The following is an 18,428-nucleotide window of genomic DNA, read 5'->3' as shown; positions in this document are numbered from 1 at the left end:
CCCGCCACTTGTAGAAGGTCGCCGAGCTGATGCCCAGTTCGCGGCACAGATCGGGCACGCTCAGACCAGCCTCCGCCCGCTTGAGCGCGTCGATGATCTGGCTGTCAGTGAAACGCGATTTCTTCATGGTAGAGATTCTCCTTCGAGACTCTCTACTTCTCAGCGCACTGGTTTTGCGGGGGGATTACCCGCCGCTGGCCAACCCCACCACCGCGACGCCCAACCCCGCCAACGCCGCAAACCGCACTGGGTGACGTGCACGCCAGCGGCTGATGGCGTCAGGGCCACCCTGCAGCGAAGCCACGAGCACGCGCGCCAGCAACCCGCCGGCCAGACCACTGACCACCGCCGTCACCAACCCCGGCAGCAGCGCCGAGGCATCCAACTCCGGCACCCGAATCGACCCGAAGTAGGTGTAGTTGCCCCACACCGACACCGCCACCAAGCCCGCCAGCACGATGGCGGCAATGATCAGGCCGCTGGCGCGCGACTCCAGCCGCCGCGACAGCTCCTCGATCGCAAACACCACGCCCGCCAACGGGGCGTTGAACGCCGCCGCGATACCGGCCGCGCCCCCGGCCACCAGCAACGCATGTTCGTCGAGCGCGCTGCCGCGGCGCAACCAACGGCGGGCGTGGTGCAGCACGCCCGCAGCCACCTGCACCGACGGTCCTTCGCGCCCCAGCGACAAGCCGCCCAACAAACCGGCCGAAGCCAACACCACTTTGGCCGCCGCCAAACGCAACGACACGAGGCGCTGTCGCTGCGCTGGCGTCAGGTCCGCCGCCAGCGCCGCCATCACCTGCGGGATGCCTGACCCTGCCGCCGCCGCGGCCCAGCGCCGCGTCAACCCAACGATCGCGGCCGTCAGCGCCGGCGTGACCACCAGCACCGCCCACGGCGCCGCGTCGTATCCGCGCATGAACAGCTCGGTGGCAGCCTCGCTCAGCCAAGTAAACGCCACCACCGCCAAGCCCGCCAAGCCGGCGTACACCAACAGCACCGTGCGGTCCAGCCACGCGCGCGCATCGACCAGCTCGCGGCGCACGCTGGCCACAACGTCCGGATCGCGTTCATGCAGATGGGGTGACACGTCGCTCATTGTCGCACCGTCGCGCTCTTGCCCGCCCAACACTTGCGCCACAATGCGCACAGGCGTCGCGGCACGTGCTGGCCGCAGCACCGGACAACAACCCCAGGGAAAGCGAGGTCGATGCATGGAGTTGGGCACCACGTTGCTGACCGCTGCGGTCGCCGCGGCGTTGGGGGCCGTGCTGGGCGCAGTGTGGATGGCCGCGCGCGTGCGTCAGCAGGCCGCACTGACGCTGCAGCAGGCGCATGCCGTAGCCCAGGTGGAGCAGGCCCGGCTGCAGGAACGGCTGCGCGGGGTCGACGCCGAGCTGCAGCTTGCCCGCCAAGCGCTGCACGAAGCCCGCACGCAGGCCAGCCAGCAGCGTGACGAACTGGACCGTGCCCGCGACGAGTGCGCCCGGCTGCAGGCCCACGCCGAGCAACTGGCGCCGCTGCAGGCCGAGCTGCGCGACACCCGCACCCGCGCCGAAGCGTTGCAGGCCGAAGTGGCGCAGCTGCAAGCCCGCCTGCAGGAGCAGCGTGCCGCGTGGGACGAGCAGCTGCGCCTGCTGCACGACGCCCGCGCCACGCTGACCGAGCAGTTTCAGAACCTGGCGCAGCAGATCCTGGAAGACAAGGCGCAGCGCTTCGCCCAGCAAAACCAGGCCAACCTGGAGACGCTGTTGGCGCCGTTGCGCCAGCGGCTGGCCGACTTTCAGCAAGCGTTGCACGACAGCACCCACCGCGAAAACGCCGAGCGCATCGCGCTGCGCGAGCAGGTCAAGCAGCTCGTGCAGCTCAATCAGCAGCTCAGCGCCGAGGCACGCCACCTGACGCAGGCGCTGCGCGGCTCGACCAAGGTGCAGGGCAACTGGGGCGAGCTGATTTTGGAGCGCGTGCTGGAGATGAGTGGCCTGCGCCGCGACCACGAATACCTGGTGCAAGCCAGCCAGCAGCGCGCCGACGGCAGCCGCGCCCAGCCGGACGTGGTGATCCTGCTGCCGCAGCAGCGCCGCCTGGTCATCGACGCCAAGGTGTCGCTGCTGGCTTACGAACGCTACGTCAACGCGGCCGATGACGCCACGCGCCAGCAGGCGCTGCGCGAGCACATCGAGTCGCTGCGCGCGCATGTGCGTGGGCTGGCGCAGCGCGAATACCACACCCTGTACGGCCCTGGGCTGGATTTCGTGCTGGCCTTCATGCCGGTCGAGCCGGCGTTTATGCTGGCGGTGGCGCACGACCCCTCGCTGTTCCAGGACGCCTGGGAACGCAACGTGCTGCTGGTGGGCCCCTCGACGTTGCTGTTCGTGCTGCGCACGGTGGCGCACCTGTGGCGGCAGGAAGCGCAAAACCGCAACGCGCAAGAGATTGCCCGCCGCGGTGGGGAGCTGTACGACAAGCTGGTCGGCTTCACAGAGGATTTCCTCAAGGTGGGGGAGCGCCTGCACAGCGCGCAGAGCCACTTCGAGCAAGCCCGCAACAAACTCGTGCAGGGGCGCGGCAACGTCATCCGCCAGGCCGAAATGCTGCGCGAGCTGGGGGTCAAGCCCAACAAGACGTTGCGCGCCGAACTGGTCGAGGCGGCACTGGACGGCGACGAAACCCCGGCATTGCCGGGCGCCGCCCCCGCCGCGGCTCTCGACACCACCGATACGCCATGAACCGCCGCCCGCCGCTGCACGCCGACTACACCTGCGTGGCACGCGCACGAGCGCGAGCTGCGTCCCTACCTGCTGCGCCAAGCTGGTGACGCCATGGCGGCGCAAGATTTGGTGCAAGAGGTGTTCGTGCACGCCTTGCAGGCGGGGCGCGACTTTTGCGAGTTGCAGCAACCGCGGGCGTGGCTGTTCCAGGTGGCGCGCAGCGCCCTGGTCGACTGGGCACGCCGCCAGCGCCCCAGCGAGCCGCTGCCCGCGGACGACGACCTGCTGCCGGCCGTGCCTGCCGAGGCAGACGACGATGCGTCGCCGGTGGACGCCCTGGCCGACTGCCTGGAAGCGGTGCTGGCCACGCTGCCAGCGGCCGACGCCGACATCGTGCGCCGCTGCGACCTGGAAGGCATGACCCAAGCCGCCTACGCCGCGCAGCACGGGCTGAGCGTGCCCGGTGCCAAATCGCGCCTGCAGCGCGCCCGGCGACGGCTGGCCGAAGCGCTGACGCACCAGTGCGGCGTGCGCTTCGAGCAACAGCGCGTCTGCTGCGTGGTGCCGTCCTCGGCCCCGCAACCTGGCGACGGCTGAAGCGACTTTTGCAGTGGCCCCGTGACCGCCGGGGTGCATCCATCGCGGGGGGTTTGCGTCTTCTGCAGTGCGGTGCCGCACCGCCCCGCGTCACGCACTGACCGAGGATGCTTGCATGAACACCGCCGCCCTGCCCCTGACCCAACGTCACCCCAAGCTGTGGCTGCTCGCTGCCGCCGCCCTGTGGTGGGCGCTGTACCAAACGCTGATCCCAGCCTCCGTAGCGCTGGTGGCGCTGTTGCCGGTGGCACGCGACAGCCACCTGGGCAGTGCGCTGCAGTTTTTCTTCTACGACACGCCCAAGGTGCTGTTGCTGCTGACCGGTGTGGTGTTCGTGATGGGCATGGTCAACAGCTACTTCACCCCGCAGCGCACGCGCGCGCTGCTGGCCGGTCGCCGCGAGGGCTTGGCCAATGGGATGGCCGCTACGCTGGGCGGCGTCACGCTGCGCCTGGTGCACCGCGGCGGTGGCCACACACCTGGCGACATGATGGTGTACGTCCCCGCCCAAGGCGTGGTGTTCACCGGCGACGTGGTCTACGTGGACCGCATCCTGGGCATGCATCCGGTTAGCCGCAGCAAGCCATGGCTGGCCACCTTCGAGGCGCTGCAGGCCCTGCAGCCGCGCATCGTCGTGCCGGGCCACGGCCGTGTGACCGACCTGGCCCAGGCCCAACGCGACACCGGCGAGCTGCTGCGCGCGCTGCGCGCCCACACGGCCCGCGCCGTGGACGAAGGCGTGGACCTGGGCACCGCCGTGCGCACGTTCGACGCGCGGCCGTTTGCGCACCTGAAGCACACCGAGGTGTGGCTGCCGCAATTGGTCAACCGCACGTACTTGGAGGTCGAGCAAGAGTAAGCTTGCGGGTATGCACGGCCATGCACACGACCACGATCACGCGGCCCACGCCGACGCCGCGGACACGGCCCAGCGTGCGTTTGCCTGGGGTGTGGTGCTCAACGTGGCGTTCGTCGCCGTTGAGGCGGGCTGGGGCTGGCATGTCGGCTCGCTGGCGCTGCTGGCCGACGCCGGCCACAACCTCAGCGACGTGGCCGGCTTGCTGCTGGCGTGGGCCGGCGCGCTGGCAGCCCGCGCGCGCCCCGGGCCGCGCCACACCTACGGCTTCAAGCGCGCCGGCATCGTGGCTGCCTTCGTCAACGCGGTGCTGCTGCTGAGCGCGATGGCGTGGCTCGCGTGGGAAGCGCTGCAGCGCCTGTGGCAGCCGCAGCCGGTGCCGGGGGCGTCGGTGATGGTGGTGGCCGCCATCGGCATCGTCATCAACACCGCCACGGCGCTGTTGTTCGTGCGCGGCAGCGCGCACGACCTCAACCAGCGCGGCGCGTTGTTGCACATGGCCGCCGATGCGCTGGTGTCGGCCGGGGTGGTGGTGGCCGGCGCGCTGACCTGGTGGCAGGGGTGGGATTGGGTCGATGCGGCCGCCAGCCTCGTCATCGCCATCGTCATCGTCGTCGGCACCTGGGGGTTGCTGCGCGAATCGCTGCACCTGCTGTTCGATGGCGTGCCGGCGCAGGTGGACCTGGAAGCGGTGCGCGCGCTGCTGGCCAGCCAGCCCGGCGTGGCGGCGGTGCAGGACCTGCACGTGTGGGCCATGGGCACGCGCGAGGTGGCGCTGACGGCGCACCTGATCATGCCCGCCGGCGGCGGCGACGACGCCTTTTTGCACGCCACCGCCCAGGCGCTGCGCGAGCGCTTTGGCATCGGGCACACGACGCTGCAGGTGCTGCGCGCGCCCAGTCCTCAGTCCTGCGACGGTGTGTCGCCGGCCAACGCTTGCACCGCCTGATGGTGGGTCAGGAACACCTGGCCGCTGAGGCGCTGCAGCAAATCGCTGCGTTGCAGCTGGTCCATGACCGGCCCCTTGACCTCGCTGAGGTGCAAGCGCACCCCGGCGGCGCCTAGACGGTCGTTGAGGGCGCGCAGGCTCTCCAGCGCGCTGGTGTCGATGGCGTTGATGGCTGAGCACTGCAGCACCACATGGCGCACCTGCGGCTGACGCGCCACCAGTTCGATGATGCGCTGCTCCAGGTACGGGGCGTTGGCAAAAAACAGGCTCTCGTCCACCCGCAGCCCCAGAATGTGCGGCTGCGTCACCACCGGGTGGCGCAGCACGTTGCGGTAGTGCTCGGTGCCGGGCACGTTGCCCACCACGGCGATATGCGGTCGGCTGCTGCGCGCCACGTGCAGCAACAGCGACGCCAGCACCCCGGCCGCCAAGCCACTGAGCAGGTCCACCAGCAGCGTGGTGGCAAACGTCAGCACCTGCGCGGCCAAGTCGGCGCGCGCGTAGCGGCCGTGGCGCACGAAGCTGCCCCAGTCCGTCAGCGCACCCAACGAGGTCAGGATGATCGCCGCCAGCACCGCCATCGGCAGCGCGTGCAGCAGCGGCGTCAGGTACAACGCCGTCAGCGCCAAAAGCACCGCGGTGATCAGCCCCACCGCTGGCGTGCGGCCGCCGGCGTCGGCCACCACCGCCGTGCGGCCAAAGCTGGCCCCCACGTTGAACGCGGCGCTGAGCCCAGCGGCCACGTTGGCCGCGCCCATCGCACGCATCTCGGCGTTGGCGTCCAGCGGCTCGCGCCGGCGCGCCGCCATATCCTGGGCAATCGAGATCTGCTCGACAAACGTCAGCAACGCCATCAACAACGCCGGCCACAGCAACGCCTGCACCACCGACCACGGCAACTGTAACAACGGCTGCACCGTCAGCGGTGGCAAGCCACGCGGAACCTCACCCACCACGGCCACACCATGCTGCGCCCACCCCATGCCGTGCGACAGCGCAATGGCCAGCAGCATCACCCACAACGGCGCGGCCTTGGCCACCAAGCCGGCCACCGCGGCCGGCACCCCCAGGCGCACCAGCACCGGCTTGGCCGCACGGCGCAGCACCAGCAGCAGCCCCAGCGCCCCCACCCCCACGGCCAACGTCGGCCCGTGGGTGGCGTGGGCGTGATGCCACAAGCTGCGCACGAATGCCAGCGCGTCATCGGCCTGCAGCGGCACCCCCAACAGGTGGCGCACCTGCCCCATCGCGATCAGCAGCGCCGCCGCCGTCATGAAGCCTGCCAGCACCGGCCGGCTGAGCACATGCGCCACAAACCCCAGGCGCAGCGCCCCCATCACCAGCAGCGTCACCCCCACCAGCAGCGCCAGCAGCGCGCTGGCAGCGGCAAAGTCCGCACTGCCCACCGCGGCCACGCTGCCGGCCGCGGCCAACGACATCATCGAGCGCAACGCGGTCGGCCCCGGTCCCAGCACCGTGCTGCTGCACATCAGTGCGTAGATCACCATCGGCAGCATGCTGGCCCACAACCCCGTCACCGGCGGCAAGCCCGCCAGCACCGCGTAGGCCAACGCCTGCGGAATCAGCAGCAACGTCACCACCGCCGAAGCGGTCACGTCGGCCAACGCCGCGCGCCGGTCGTAGCTCCGTCCCCAGTGCAGGATGGGGAACCACGCGGTCCACGTTGACATGAGGTTAGGGCTCACGGCGCGCATCGTAACGCCTCGACGCGCGGCAGCGGGCCGGCCATCACCACTTCGCGTCTGCGCTGTTCAGCCGCCCCAGCGATGGGCGACGCGGCCAACGGCACGGCAGCCTCAGCTACACCCGTTGTGGCGCTTCCATATCTCCTCATGACCGATGGCCTTGGCAAAGGCCGGCACTTCGCAGCGGCTGTCGGCGGGCGCGCCGGGGGTGGGCTTGATGCCCATTTCTTCCAACGCGGCCATCTCGTCGAAACCTTGCAGCGGCCCGGTGCGGTCCACCCAGTCCTTGGTGGCGGCCACCACCCCCACAAACGCCAACAGCAGCACTGCTTGCGGCAGCGCGATGCCCCACCCGCGCGCATGCGCCGGCACCTCGCACACGCTGCCGGGGCACAGCTGGGCCTTTTCTTTGTGGAAAAGGTTGTAAAGCTTGCAACCCAGGCAAATGCCAAAGGCGGTTTCGAAAAACATCAGTGCAAGGCAAGCGCCGCAAATCAGCATGTTGGCTGGGCCCATGTAGCGGTTGAGGACCATCAGGTACAGCATCGCCACGCCCAGCAGCAGGCCCAGCCCCCATGCGAAACGCTTTTGCGCGGCGCCCACCCACTCGGGGTTCTGATGGCGCACGATCCAGCCGCCGACGATCATGCTTGGTGACCAGCGTGGCTGGATGACCCGCAACGTCATATCGACCAGAAAGACGATGATGAACAGCCGGGTGTGCTGGAAGTTGCCCAGCAGAAACGAATGCATGAACGACACCACAGCCGGGAAAAACAGCAGTCCGGCGGCGGCGCGCACGGCACGCTCGTTGACCACCCGGACTGGGTAGCCCTCGATCCGCTCGCCGAAGGCCATCACCTCGTTCTTTGCTGATTCCTTATAAATGCACGCACCATTTTAGACGGGGATATCACGGCCTACTTGCGGGAATACCCTTACGGCCATGGGCATGCGGTGGTCGGCGCTCTGCGGTCGTTGCCGTGCACCGGCGGCCATCAGCGCGCGGTTGGTGCCAGACGGGTCCCCTTGCGGCGCTCCACCGTCGGCAACGCCCGCTCGGTGGCCTCGGCGCTGTGGATGACGCCGCCGCCCAGGCAGACCTCGCCGTCGTACAGCACGGCGCTTTGGCCGGGGGTGACGGCCCACTGGGGCTCGGCAAAGCGCAGCACAAAGCCTTCACCCGAAGCGGGCAGCTCCAGCGTGCAGCCGGCGTCGCTTTGGCGGTAGCGCGTTTTGGCGGCGTATGGGCCAGGCGCGGGCGGCGCACCGGCGATCCAGCTGGCGTCCTCGGCACGCAGCCAACAGGACTGCAACCACGGGTGGTCGTGCCCTTGCACCGCCCACAGCGTGTGGGTGGCGGGGTCCTTGCGCGCCACGAACCACGGGGCGTGCGCGCCGCGCTGGTCGGTGTCGCGCCCGCGCACACCACCGATGCCCAGGCCCTGGCGCTGGCCCAGGGTGTAAAAGCTCAGGCCCACGTGGCGGCCGATTTCCCGGCCCTGTTCGTCCACGATGGGGCCGGGGGTGCCGTCCAGGTAGCGCTGCAAAAATTCGCGAAACGGCCGCTCGCCGATGAAGCAAATGCCGGTGGAGTCTTTTTTGCGCGCGTTGGGCAGGCCAATCTCCGCGGCGATGCGGCGCACCTCGCGCTTGTGCAGGTGGCCCACGGGAAAGATCGCGCGCGCCAATTGCGCTTGCGTCAGGCGGTGCAAAAAGTAGCTCTGGTCTTTGCCGGGGTCGACGCCCTTGAGCAACTGGTAACGCACCTGGTCGGGCGGCAGGGCGGCCGCGTCGGCCTCGGTCAGCGGCAAACCGTCGTGGGCGCGCACGGCGCGCACACGGGCGTAGTGGCCGGTGGCGATTTTGTCGGCGCCCAGCCGCATCGCGTGGTCCAAAAACGCCTTGAACTTGATCTCGGCGTTGCACAGGATGTCGGGGTTGGGGGTGCGGCCGGCCTGGTACTCGCGCAAAAACTCGGCAAACACGCGGTCTTTGTAGGCCGTGGCGAAGTTGACGTGCTCGACGTCGATGCCGATGACGTCGGCGACGCTGGCCGCGTCCAGCCAGTCCTGGCGGCTGGAGCAGTACTCGCTGTCGTCGTCATCTTCCCAGTTTTTCATGAAGATGCCAACGACTTCGTAGCCCTGTTGTTTGAGCAGGTAGGCGCTGACGGCGGAGTCCACACCGCCCGACAGTCCGACGACGACACGCCCTTTGGTTCGCATGCTACCGATTATCGCTTGACACCGATATCAGGGGTATTGCCGGGCTTGACAAATGCGAACGATTATCATTACGATAGGTTACACCGCCACTCAACCAGAGATTGCCGTCATCATGAGCCCCACACACAGCTTCGCCCCTCTTGAGCCACTGCTGGCGGGCACACTCGCTTTGCTGCACCACGTGGCCATGCACAGGCACACCCCCGTGCCTGGGTTGTGCCCCTACATCGCCTGCAAGCTCTCCCGCAACTTAACGCGCTTGGCACACGACCCCCACTTGTCCCCGCCGATGTCCGCCGTGCTGCTACGCTTGGCACAGGATTGGGCGGAGCAAGCCATGGACACAGAGCAGGCCATCGAGGCAGATGGCCACCTTATGGAGGGCCGTCATGGACCCGTGGCTGGATGAGGAGTACTTGGTTGTGTGCCGCCAGTGGGCAGCCGCCCAGCACAACGCCCAGCGCGCCCTGCAAGCCTCCAACCGCACCATCGACGTACTGCACAAGCAGCTCGTGCACCTTCGAGGGCAATTGTTGGTGTTCAAAACAGCCGCGCTTTGGGGGCTACGGCCTCCGCAGCGCCTTTTGTGTGGGCCCAAGCAGCCAGTCGGCGCACAACCCACTGCGCAAGGCACAACCCGCGAGGTCCTTTGCCAAACTGCCTGCCACGGGCATGGGCACCCATGGCTCGGCCAAGACGGTCAATGCCGCCTTCACGGCAACGGATGTAGCACGGCGATGGCCGCCTCACCGACCCCTGAGGGTTTCCAACGCCCAACCTCGGCACATTTGACGTCTTCTGCGCAAAGCAAGGCGTGACGCGCCCAGCCAGCTCTGTTGCTTCAGCTGCGCACCTCGCCTTCGCCCAGCACGACGTACTTCAGCGACGTCAACCCGGCCACCCCGACCGGGCCGCGGGCGTGGAACTTGTCGGTGCTGATGCCGATTTCGGCCCCGAGCCCGTACTCGAAGCCGTCGGCAAAGCGGGTGCTGGTGTTGACCATGACGCTGCTGGAGTCGACCTCACGCAGGAATCGCTGCGCATGGCGGTGGTCGGTGGTCAGGATGGCGTCGGTGTGGTGGCTGCCGTAGTGGTTGATCCAGGCGATGGCTTCGTCGAGCCCCGCCACGACCTTGACGCTGATGATGGGCGCGAGGTATTCCTCGTACCAGTCCTGCTCGGTGGCGTCTTTGACGATGGCACCCGGCACGGCCGCCAGCAAAGCCTTGGCCTCGGGGCAGCAGCGCATTTCCACCCCTTTGGCGGCGAACACCGCGCCGATGCGCGGCAAAAACGCCGCCGCCACGCCGCGCGCCACCAGCAGGCTTTCGGTGGCGTTGCAGGGGCTGTACTTTTGCGTCTTGGCGTTGTCGGTGACCTTGACCGCCAGCTCCAGGTCGCATGGGTCGTCCACGTAGGTGTGGCAGTTGCCATCGAGGTGCTTGATGACGGGCACCTTGGCCTCGCGGCTGATGCGCTCGATGAGGCCCTTGCCGCCGCGCGGGATGACGACGTCGACGTACTCGGGCATCGCGATCAGGCGGCCCACCGCGGCGCGGTCGGTGGTGGGCACAAGCTGCACCGCATCACGCGGCAGGCCCGCTTGCTGCAGCGCCTGCTGCACCAAGCGGCTGAGCGCGCGGTTGGATTCGATGGCCTCGGAGCCACCGCGCAGGATGCAAGCGTTGCCGCTTTTGATCGAAAGGCTGGCCGCTTCGATGGTGACGTTGGGGCGGCTCTCATAAATCATGCCAAACACCCCGATCGGCACGCGCATCTGCCCGACCCGGATGCCGCTGGGCTGCTGCTGCAGCCCAATGATCTCCCCGATGATGTCGGGCATGGCGGCCAGTTGCTCGCAGCCCTGCGCGCAGGTTTCGATGACCTTGGGCGTGAGCTTCAAGCGGTCCACCATCGGCTCGCTCAGGCCCGCCGCGCGGGCGCGTTGCACATCGGCCTCGTTGGCCGCCTGCAGCGGCTCGACGTGGGCGCGCAGCAGCGCCGCCAGCGCACGCAGCGCTGCGTTTTTGGCCGCGGCGCTGGCGCGCGCCATCTCGAAAGCCGCCGCACGTGCCTGGCGGCCCAGGGTATCCATCAGGGCGTTGACGTCGTCGGTGGTGCTCATGGGTGCCATTGTCGCATTGGCCGCCAGCCCTTACCTGCCCGCTGGCGCCGCGGGGGCGCGGCTGTGCACGTTGTTGTGCTGCACCACGCGCTGCAGCAGCGCCATGAAGTGCGCGCGCTCGGTGTCGGTGAGCGGCTGCAGGATGCGCACCTGAGCGCGCTGCATCGCGGGCTGGGCCGCGGCCAACACGGCACGACCGGTGTCGGTCAGGTGCAGGCGGCGCACGCGGCGGTCGGCGGGGTCGGCGGCGCGTTGCAACCAGCCGCGCCCTTGCAACCGCTCGACCACGCCAGCGGTGGTGGAAGTATCTTGTGCAATGCGGCTGGCCAGCGTGCGTTGGTCGATGCCAGGCTCGTTGTGCACGCTTTGCAGCGCGGCGTACTGCACCGGGGTTAGGCCCAGCTCGGCCGTTTCCTGCAAAAAAATCCCTACCGCAATTTGGTGCAGGCGGCGGATGGCATGGCCGGGCTGGTCGTGCAGCTCGATCGTCGAAGGGGTGGCTTGCATGCCGCGATTGTCCCGGCAGCGTGCCCCGCCCGCTCGTTGATCAGGGTAAACCCTGATGTTGCCTCGTTGCCAAGCCGCTACACTAATCATCAGTGTACTAATTATTTGCCACCCACCACCCGGAGCAACCCCATGGACAACCGCCACACCTCAACCCCCGTGCTGGTGGCCGGCGGCGGCATCGGCGGCCTGGCCGCCGCACTGGCCCTGGCCAACCAAGGCTACACCGTGCAGGTGTTCGAACAAGCCGCCCAAATCGGCGAAATCGGCGCCGGCATCCAGCTGGGGCCCAACGCGTTTTCGGCGCTGGATGCGCTGGGCGTGGGCGAAGCCGCGCGGCGCCGCGCCGTGTACATTGACGAGTTGGTGATGCACGACGCCGTGGACGCCACGCTGGTGGCGCGCGTGCCCACCGGGCAGGCGTTTCGGGCGCGCTTTGGCAACCCCTACGCGGTGATCCACCGGGTGGACGTGCACACCTCGCTGCTCGAAGGCGTGCAGGCCAGCGACCGCGTCACCTTCCACACCGACACACGCATCGTGCGCGTGGAGCAAGACGACGCCGGGGTGACGGTGGAAGACCAGCGTGGCCAGCGCTGGCGCGGCCAGGCGCTCATCGGCGCCGACGGCGTGCGCTCGGTGGTGCGCGCGCAGTACGTCGGCGACCCCCACCGTGTCACCGGCCATGTGGTGTACCGCGCGGTGGTGGACAAGGCCGAGTTTCCCGACGAGCTCAAGTGGAACGCGGCGAGCCTGTGGGCGGGGCCGAACTGCCACCTGGTGCACTATCCCCTGCGCGGCGGCGAGCAGTACAACGTCGTCGTCACGTTCCACAGCCGCCGGCAAGAGGAATGGGGCGTGACCGAGGGCAGCCGCGAGGAGGTGCAAAGCTACTTTCAAGGTATCCACCCGCTGCCACGCAAGCTCATCGACCTGCCCAAGAGCTGGAAGCGCTGGGCCACCGCCGACCGCGACCCGATCGAGCGCTGGAGCTTTGGCCGCGTGACCCTGCTGGGCGACGCCGCGCACCCGACGACGCAGTACATGGCGCAAGGCGCCTGCATGGCGATGGAAGACGCCGTGACCCTGGGCGAGGCGTTGCGCGTGCACAACGGTGACTGGGGCCGCGCACTGGACCTGTACCAACGCTCGCGGGTGGCGCGCACGGCGCGCATCGTGCTGTCCAGCCGCGAAATGGGCCGCATCTACCACGCCAAGGGTGTGGAGCGTCTGGTGCGCAACGACCTCTGGCGCGGCCGCAGTCCCGAGCGCTTCTACGATGCCCTGGAGTGGCTGTACGGTTGGACCGTGAGCAACTGTCTGACCACGCCGCACTGACCGCTACCGCCGCCACGAACACGAGGAGACCCACGATGCACACCCTGGGAACCCTGGACGAGCTACCGCCTGAATACCGCCAGGCGCTGCGCGAGCGCAACCTGGTGCCGCTGTGGCCCAGCCTGCGGGCGCTGCTGCCGCCGCAGCGGCCCGCGCAGCGCACCCGGCCCACGCACTGGGCCTACCGTGACATTCGCCCGCTGCTGCTGCGCGCGGGCGAGCTGACCCCGATCGACAAGGCCGAGCGCCGCGTGCTGGTGCTGGCCAACCCCGGCCACGGGCTGGAGGCGATGCAGGCCAGCGCCGCCATCTACCTGGGCATGCAGCTGCTGCTGCCGGGTGAGTGGGCCCCCAGCCACCGCCACACCCCCAACGCAGTGCGCATGGTGGTCGAAGGCACCGGCGCCTGGACCACGGTGGAGGGCGAGCGCTGCCCAATGGCGCGCGGCGACCTGATCCTGACCCCCACAGGCTTGTGGCACGAGCACGGCCACGACGGCACCGACCCCGTGGTGTGGCTGGACGTGCTGGACCTGCCGCTGGTGTACCACTTGGAGGCCAGCTACCACGAAAACGGCACGCGCCAAACCCCGCGGCCCCAGCATGGCGAGCGCCAGCACGTGCGCGCCGGGGTGCGCCCCCAGCCTTTGTTCGGACCGCCCGAGGGATTGGCGGCTCGCTACCCGCTGTTGCGCTACCCGTGGGCCGAGGTGCGCGCGGCGCTGCGCGCGCTGGCCGACGAGCTGCCCGCCCAGGCCGCGGCCCAAGTAACCTACGTCAACCCGGTCACCGGCACCGACGCCGAAAATATCCTTGGCTTTCACGCCTTGATGTTGCGCCCCGGCCAAACGCTGGCCTTGCCCGCGCGTTCACCCGCGCTGGTGCTGCACCAGATCGAGGGGGGCACCGAGGTGCACGTCGGCGCTCCCCCGGGCGCGGCGTTTGCCGCCACGACCCACGCGCTGGACGAAGCCGACACCTGCGCCATCCCCGGCTACACGCCGCTGGTGCTGGTCAACCGCTCCGCCACCGAAGCGTCGTACCTGTTCCTGGCCGACGAAAGCCCGCTGCACCGCAAGCTCGGGTTGTACGAGGTTCGCCCCGACCCCGCGCAACCGATGCTGGGGCAGCTGGCGGCCGGGCTACCATGAGAGGGTGTGCCCACCGCGGCGCCCCGCATCCCTCCCTTGCTCCACCTCCCCTTGCCATGACGACCTACCTCTGGAATCCCCCCGCCCCCGCCGCGCTGCGCGTGCAGGACACCGACGCGCGTCTGCCGGTGCACCGGCTGTTTTTTGTGGGCCGCAACTACCACGCCCACGCCCAGGAAATGGGCGTCACCGTGGACAAGGCCACGGCACGACCGTTCTATTTCACCAAGTCGCCGGTGCACCTGCTCGACAGCGGCGCCACGCTGCCTTACCCCCCCGAGACGACCAACTTCCACTACGAAATGGAGCTGGTGGTCGTGCTGGGTCAGGGGGGGGCGCGCGTGCCCGTGGAGCGGGCGCACGAGCTCATCTACGGCTACGCGGCCGGATTGGACATGACGCGACGCGACGTGCAGCTGCGCCTGCGCGACAAGGGCCACCCTTGGTGCTTGGGCAAAGACGTCGAAGGCTCGGCGGTGTGCGGCGCGGTGCGGCCGATGCCCGCCACCGCGCTGGCGCAGGGCGACATCGTGCTCGAGGTCAACGGCGTGGTGCGCCAACGCGCCGACCTGAGCCAATTGATTTGGAGCGTGCCGGAGCTGATCAGCGACCTGTCGCAGTACTACCACCTGCAACCCGGTGACGTCATTTACACCGGCACGCCCGAAGGGGTGGGCGCGGTGCAGCCCGGCGATCGCCTGCACGGGCGCGTGGCGGGCGTAGGCGAGGTGACGCTGACCATCGGCGCGCACGCCTGAGCCCGGCGCCACGCCCAGCCGCGCCGCCTGGGCGCCCGAGCGGCTACGATAGCGCGATGCCGCTGCCCCTGTGGATCGCTTGGATCGCCTGGACCGTGCTCGCGCTCGGGGCCGGGGCGTGGCTGGGTGTGCGCTGGGCGCGGCGGCGCTGGCCGGTGGACCTGCCGCTGCGCCGTGGCGACACCGGGCTGCCCAACCGGGCTGCGGCGCTGGACTACCTGGTGCGCCAACTCTCGGTGGCCGAGCGGCGGCGTTGCCCCACCACCGTGCTGGTGGTGCAGGCCGATGTGCGCCCCCCGCCCGCCCGCTTCTTGGAGCAGGCGCTGGCGCGCCGCCTGGCCCCGCGGCTGCGGGCGCACGAAATGCTGGCCCATTGGGGACCGGCGCAGTTTGTCGTGGTGCTGCCCGACGCCGACGTGCCCGGCGCGCTGGTGCTGGCCGAAGACCTGCGCCAACTGGCCAGCGCGGCACGCGACGACGGCCTGGCGCCGGTGTCGGTCAGCATTGGTGTGCATGGGCGCCGCGCCGGCGCCGAGCAAGACCTGCGCGAGCTCGCCGCCGAAATGGTCATCGCTGCGCAGCGGGCGCTGGAGGCCACCGAGGCCAACGGCCCCGGCCGCATCGAAATCGAACCTTGAAAACGTCGCGCGGGTGGCGCGCGAAACCCCTTCACGGCACCTGCGCCGCCCACCGCACCGCGGCCAGCAGCGCGTCACGGCCCGCGCCCGCTTGGGGGTGGTTGAGCACCGCCACCACCACCCGGCGCTGGCCCGCAGGGCCCAGCACGTAGCCGGCCAGCGCCTGCACATCGGCCAGGCTGCCAGACTTGAGTTGCGCCGCCACCCCAAGCGCTGGCCAGCGCGCCAAGGTGCCGTCCATCCCCAGGTGCGGCAGCGCGGCCACCCAGTCCGCCGCCCACGGCTGCGCGCAGCCCCACTGCAGCAGCCGCGCCAGCGCCACGGGCGTGATGCGCGCGGTCCGGCTCAGCCCCGCGCCGTTGTCCACCTGCGGCGGAGGCACGTCCGCCCCCAGGCGCTGCGTCCACCAGCGCCGCAACGTGGCACGGGCAGCCTCGAACGTGGCGGGCGCGCCATCCGGGTCGCTCCCCACCCAGGCCAGCGCCAGCAGCACGTGCTGCGCCATCACGTTTTGGCTGGCCTTGTTGAGGTCGCGCACCACCTCGGCCAGCGGGGGTGAGGCCCAACTCAGCCGCGGCGTGGCCGCAGGCGGCACCTCCCCGTCGCGCACCGTGCCTGCAAGCGCACCCCCCACCGCCGCCCAGGTGCCAGCCACGACCCGGGCCGCCCACTGCTCGGGCTGCGGGTGGGCCAGCGCCCACACCTGCTCGCCACACGCCGTTGGGTAGCGCCCCTGCAGCCGCGGGGCGCGGGCGTCGCTCCAGTCGGCGCGCAGCGCGGCGCGCCAGTCGTCGCACGGCCCTTCGGCCAGGGGCACGCTGCCCGGCACCGTGACCCCCGCCAGCGGCGGCTCCACGTGCACCCGGGCCACCCCCGCGGCGGGGTCGGGCGTGAAGGTCAGCACCTGCGCGCCGTAGTTGAGCAGCAGCGCGTCGGGCCCCACGTTGTACGGGCGCAGCGGCTCGCCGTCGAACGCCGCCGGGTCGTGCGGCGGCAGCGCAAACGCACGCCGATCCAGCACGATATCGCCTTCGATGCGCGCGATGCCCAACCCCCGCACCCGCCGCAACAGCAGCCACAGCCGCTCGGCCACCAGCTTGGGGTCACCGCCGCCGCGCAGGTACAGGTGGCCGCGCAGCGTGCCGTCGGGCGCCAACACCCCATCGGTGTAGACGCGCGTGCGCCACGTCCACGCCGGACCCAGCAGGTCCAGCGCGGCGGCGCTGGTGACCAGCTTCATCACCGAGGCCGGGTTGACCGGCTCGGCACCGCGGTGCATGGCCACCACACGCCCACCGGGTGTCGCCTCGGCCACCACCAGCGCCAAGGCCGACGGCGGCAGCCGCGCGCGACGCAGCGCGCCCACCACCGGCTCCGGCAACCCTGGCGGCGGCGCCGCACCATCGCCCGGCTGCGCCCACAACCGCGCGGGCAGGGCGGCGGCCAGCAGCGCCCCAGCAACCGCTCGGCGTCGCACGCTCACACCCCCGGCTGCAACGTCACCGTCACCTCGCGCGTCGCGTCGCCGCGCCGCACGCTCAAGCGCACCACATCGCCCACCTTGAAGTCGTCCAGGCGCGCCAGCAGCGTGCCCACCCCATCGACGGGCTTGCCCTCCACGGCGACGATGACGTCGCCCGGCTCGATGCCCTGCGGCCCCACCCGCACGCCTTCCAGACCCGCCTGCGCCGCGGCACCACCCGGTTGCACGCGCAGCACGAACACACCTTCGACCCCGGTGGCCGCCGCCAGCCGCTGGTTGAGCGCGTCGTCCACCTCGATGCCCAGCGCGGGGCGCACGTAGCGGCCGTGCTGGATGAGCTGCGGCACCACGCGCGCCACCGTGTCCACCGGCACCGCAAACCCAATACCGGCCGACGCGCCGGACGGGCTGTAAATGGCGGTGTTGATGCCGATCAGCCGCCCCGAGGAGTCCAGCAGCGGCCCGCCCGAGTTGCCGGGGTTGATGGCCGCGTCGGTCTGGATCAGGTGCTGGATGGGCGGCTTGCCGGGCTCGCCGGCCAGCGTGCGGTCCAGCGCCGAGACGATGCCCGTGGTCAGCGTCCAGTCCAGCCCAAACGGGTTGCCGATGGCAAACACCTTTTGCCCGACCTTGAGATCGTGGCTCGTGCCCACCGGCACCGGGGGCGGCCGCTTGAAACCCACCCCGATGCGCAGCACCGCGATGTCGTGCGCGGGCGATGCGCCCACCAGCGCCGCGCGCACCTCGCGCCCGTCGGCCAGACGCACGGTGGCCGACGACGCGCCTTCGATGACGTGGAAATTGGTCACCACGTGGCCTGCATCGTCCCAAATGAAGCCGGAGCCGGTGCCGCGCGGCACCTCGTAGGCGTTGCGCGTCCACACGTCGCGCACCACCTGCGTGGTGGCGATGTACACGACCGAGTCGCGCGCCTTTTCGAACAGCTCGATGGTGGCGCGCTCGTCGGCGGCCAGGTCGCCGCGCGGCGTGACGGTGCGCTGCCCATCGCTGGCAGGGGCGGGCTGCCAGGCCGCCACCCACGCCGGCAGCAGGTGCCACAGCAGCATCAACGCGCCCACGGCCAGCGCCAGCCACGCCACGCGGCGCACAAAGGGATCGGGACGGCGGGGGTAGGCGCCCCAGGGGTCGGGGGTCATCGGGAAGTCTCCTTGGGGTCATGCTGCGCCGCCAGCGCCGCGGCGCGCTCGGCGTCCAGCGCACGTTGATCGCGCTCGCGCATCAGCCAGTACATGTCAGGTCCCGGACGATTGCGTGGCACTTTTATGAAAAGTTCCGGTTTTTCTTTGTACCATCTTTTCATGGCCTCGATGGGCGGGACATGTCCCAGGGCTTTCTGGGGGATGTGGTGATTGTACAG

The 18,428-nt window shown here is 69.9% G+C and carries 15 protein-coding genes and 3 pseudogenes; 8 read left to right on the top strand and 10 right to left on the bottom strand.

Features of this window, described 5'->3' with window-relative positions; translation table 11 throughout:
• Together Taqua_RS12070 and Taqua_RS12065 are read right to left on the bottom strand one after the other, a co-directional pair.
• Positions 1 to 127: transposase (locus tag Taqua_RS12070; protein WP_144326858.1), on the bottom strand; the 127-nt coding region annotated here is incomplete at its 3' end.
• 60 nt (positions 128 to 187) lie between these two features.
• Positions 188 to 1,102, bottom strand: a pseudogene (locus Taqua_RS12065) (chloride channel protein); the annotation flags it as partial.
• Between the two features lie 115 nt (positions 1,103 to 1,217).
• Between Taqua_RS12065 and Taqua_RS12060 the strand changes: the two are divergent.
• The 4 genes and pseudogenes from Taqua_RS12060 to Taqua_RS12045 all read left to right on the top strand — a co-directional run bounded on the left by Taqua_RS12060 (position 1,218) and on the right by Taqua_RS12045 (position 5,116).
• Positions 1,218 to 2,732, top strand: coding sequence for a DNA recombination protein RmuC (locus tag Taqua_RS12060; RefSeq protein WP_246094715.1), 1,515 nt, complete (start codon positions 1,218 to 1,220; stop codon positions 2,730 to 2,732).
• 51 nt (positions 2,733 to 2,783) lie between these two features.
• A pseudogene (locus tag Taqua_RS12055) lies at positions 2,784 to 3,311 on the top strand (sigma-70 family RNA polymerase sigma factor); the annotation flags it as partial.
• Between the two features lie 115 nt (positions 3,312 to 3,426).
• Positions 3,427 to 4,170: an MBL fold metallo-hydrolase gene (locus Taqua_RS12050; protein WP_144326855.1), complete on the top strand. Its 744-nt coding sequence runs from the start codon at positions 3,427 to 3,429 to the stop codon at positions 4,168 to 4,170.
• Between the two features lie 10 nt (positions 4,171 to 4,180).
• Complete coding sequence (locus tag Taqua_RS12045) at positions 4,181 to 5,116, top strand: cation diffusion facilitator family transporter (RefSeq protein WP_144326854.1); 936 nt, start codon at positions 4,181 to 4,183, stop codon at positions 5,114 to 5,116.
• Here Taqua_RS12045 and Taqua_RS12040 read toward each other — a convergent pair.
• The 5 genes from Taqua_RS12040 to Taqua_RS12020 form a co-directional block, all read right to left on the bottom strand.
• Entirely contained in the window at positions 5,071 to 6,807 is a 1,737-nt protein-coding gene (locus tag Taqua_RS12040; RefSeq protein ID WP_144326853.1) for a SulP family inorganic anion transporter, read from the bottom strand. The genes Taqua_RS12045 and Taqua_RS12040 overlap by 46 nt on opposite strands.
• A 126-nt stretch (positions 6,808 to 6,933) precedes the next feature.
• Complete coding sequence (locus tag Taqua_RS12035; RefSeq protein ID WP_144326852.1) at positions 6,934 to 7,680, bottom strand: DUF4395 domain-containing protein; 747 nt, start codon at positions 7,678 to 7,680, stop codon at positions 6,934 to 6,936.
• 140 nt (positions 7,681 to 7,820) lie between these two features.
• Positions 7,821 to 9,050 carry a tRNA 2-thiouridine(34) synthase MnmA gene (gene mnmA / locus Taqua_RS12030; protein WP_144326851.1) on the bottom strand — a complete coding sequence of 410 codons (1,230 nt, stop codon included), beginning with the start codon at positions 9,048 to 9,050 and terminating at the stop codon, positions 7,821 to 7,823.
• Positions 9,051 to 9,891: 841 nt separating this feature from the next.
• Entirely contained in the window at positions 9,892 to 11,145 is a 1,254-nt protein-coding gene (locus Taqua_RS12025; RefSeq protein WP_246094716.1) for a glutamate-5-semialdehyde dehydrogenase, read from the bottom strand.
• A 60-nt stretch (positions 11,146 to 11,205) separates the two neighbouring features.
• Positions 11,206 to 11,682 carry a MarR family winged helix-turn-helix transcriptional regulator gene (locus Taqua_RS12020; protein ID WP_144326849.1) on the bottom strand — a complete coding sequence of 159 codons (477 nt, stop codon included), beginning with the start codon at positions 11,680 to 11,682 and terminating at the stop codon, positions 11,206 to 11,208.
• 132 nt (positions 11,683 to 11,814) lie between these two features.
• Between Taqua_RS12020 and Taqua_RS12015 the strand changes: the two genes are divergently transcribed.
• From Taqua_RS12015 to Taqua_RS12000, 4 genes are read left to right on the top strand one after another with little or no spacing between them, the layout of a single operon-like run.
• The gene (locus tag Taqua_RS12015) at positions 11,815 to 13,020 is read left to right on the top strand and encodes a 3-hydroxybenzoate 6-monooxygenase (protein WP_144326848.1); all 1,206 of its coding nucleotides are present in this window, start codon (positions 11,815 to 11,817) and stop codon (positions 13,018 to 13,020) included.
• A gap of 35 nt (positions 13,021 to 13,055) precedes the next feature.
• On the top strand, positions 13,056 to 14,171 hold the full coding sequence (locus Taqua_RS12010) for a cupin domain-containing protein (protein ID WP_144326847.1): 1,116 nt from the start codon (positions 13,056 to 13,058) through the stop codon (positions 14,169 to 14,171).
• Between the two features lie 56 nt (positions 14,172 to 14,227).
• On the top strand, positions 14,228 to 14,929 hold the full coding sequence (locus tag Taqua_RS12005; protein ID WP_144326846.1) for a fumarylacetoacetate hydrolase family protein: 702 nt from the start codon (positions 14,228 to 14,230) through the stop codon (positions 14,927 to 14,929).
• A gap of 56 nt (positions 14,930 to 14,985) precedes the next feature.
• On the top strand, positions 14,986 to 15,567 hold the full coding sequence (locus Taqua_RS12000) for a nucleotidyl cyclase domain-containing protein (RefSeq protein WP_144326845.1): 582 nt from the start codon (positions 14,986 to 14,988) through the stop codon (positions 15,565 to 15,567).
• Positions 15,568 to 15,598: 31 nt separating this feature from the next.
• On the opposite strand, the gene dacB is transcribed toward Taqua_RS12000, so the two are convergent.
• The 3 genes and pseudogenes from dacB to Taqua_RS13815 form a co-directional block, all read right to left on the bottom strand.
• Complete coding sequence (gene dacB, locus Taqua_RS11995; RefSeq protein ID WP_144326844.1) at positions 15,599 to 17,050, bottom strand: D-alanyl-D-alanine carboxypeptidase/D-alanyl-D-alanine endopeptidase; 1,452 nt, start codon at positions 17,048 to 17,050, stop codon at positions 15,599 to 15,601.
• Entirely contained in the window at positions 17,047 to 18,207 is a 1,161-nt protein-coding gene (locus Taqua_RS11990) for a S1C family serine protease (protein ID WP_144326843.1), read from the bottom strand. The genes dacB and Taqua_RS11990 overlap by 4 nt, the downstream gene beginning before the upstream one ends.
• A gap of 95 nt (positions 18,208 to 18,302) precedes the next feature.
• A pseudogene (locus tag Taqua_RS13815) lies at positions 18,303 to 18,428 on the bottom strand (IS481 family transposase); the annotation flags it as partial.

Origin of the sequence: Tepidimonas aquatica (assembly GCF_007556585.1) — a bacterium.
Classification (GTDB): Bacteria; Pseudomonadota; Gammaproteobacteria; order Burkholderiales; family Burkholderiaceae_C; genus Tepidimonas; species Tepidimonas aquatica.
Note: the sequence above shows the minus strand (reverse complement) of the source record. Positions and strands in the feature narration are given on the sequence as shown.

Coding starts and splice junctions, on each gene's coding strand:
- Taqua_RS12060 (WP_246094715.1), top strand. CDS start 1,218: ATGGAGTTGGGCACCACGTTGCTGACCGCTGCGGTCGCCGCGGCGTTG.
- Taqua_RS12050 (WP_144326855.1), top strand. CDS start 3,427: ATGAACACCGCCGCCCTGCCCCTGACCCAACGTCACCCCAAGCTGTGG.
- Taqua_RS12045 (WP_144326854.1), top strand. CDS start 4,181: ATGCACGGCCATGCACACGACCACGATCACGCGGCCCACGCCGACGCC.
- Taqua_RS12040 (WP_144326853.1), bottom strand. CDS start 6,807: ATGTCAACGTGGACCGCGTGGTTCCCCATCCTGCACTGGGGACGGAGC.
- Taqua_RS12035 (WP_144326852.1), bottom strand. CDS start 7,680: ATGGCCTTCGGCGAGCGGATCGAGGGCTACCCAGTCCGGGTGGTCAAC.
- mnmA (WP_144326851.1), bottom strand. CDS start 9,050: ATGCGAACCAAAGGGCGTGTCGTCGTCGGACTGTCGGGCGGTGTGGAC.
- Taqua_RS12025 (WP_246094716.1), bottom strand. CDS start 11,145: ATGGATACCCTGGGCCGCCAGGCACGTGCGGCGGCTTTCGAGATGGCG.
- Taqua_RS12020 (WP_144326849.1), bottom strand. CDS start 11,682: ATGCAAGCCACCCCTTCGACGATCGAGCTGCACGACCAGCCCGGCCAT.
- Taqua_RS12015 (WP_144326848.1), top strand. CDS start 11,815: ATGGACAACCGCCACACCTCAACCCCCGTGCTGGTGGCCGGCGGCGGC.
- Taqua_RS12010 (WP_144326847.1), top strand. CDS start 13,056: ATGCACACCCTGGGAACCCTGGACGAGCTACCGCCTGAATACCGCCAG.
- Taqua_RS12005 (WP_144326846.1), top strand. CDS start 14,228: ATGACGACCTACCTCTGGAATCCCCCCGCCCCCGCCGCGCTGCGCGTG.
- Taqua_RS12000 (WP_144326845.1), top strand. CDS start 14,986: ATGCCGCTGCCCCTGTGGATCGCTTGGATCGCCTGGACCGTGCTCGCG.
- Taqua_RS11990 (WP_144326843.1), bottom strand. CDS start 18,207: ATGACCCCCGACCCCTGGGGCGCCTACCCCCGCCGTCCCGATCCCTTT.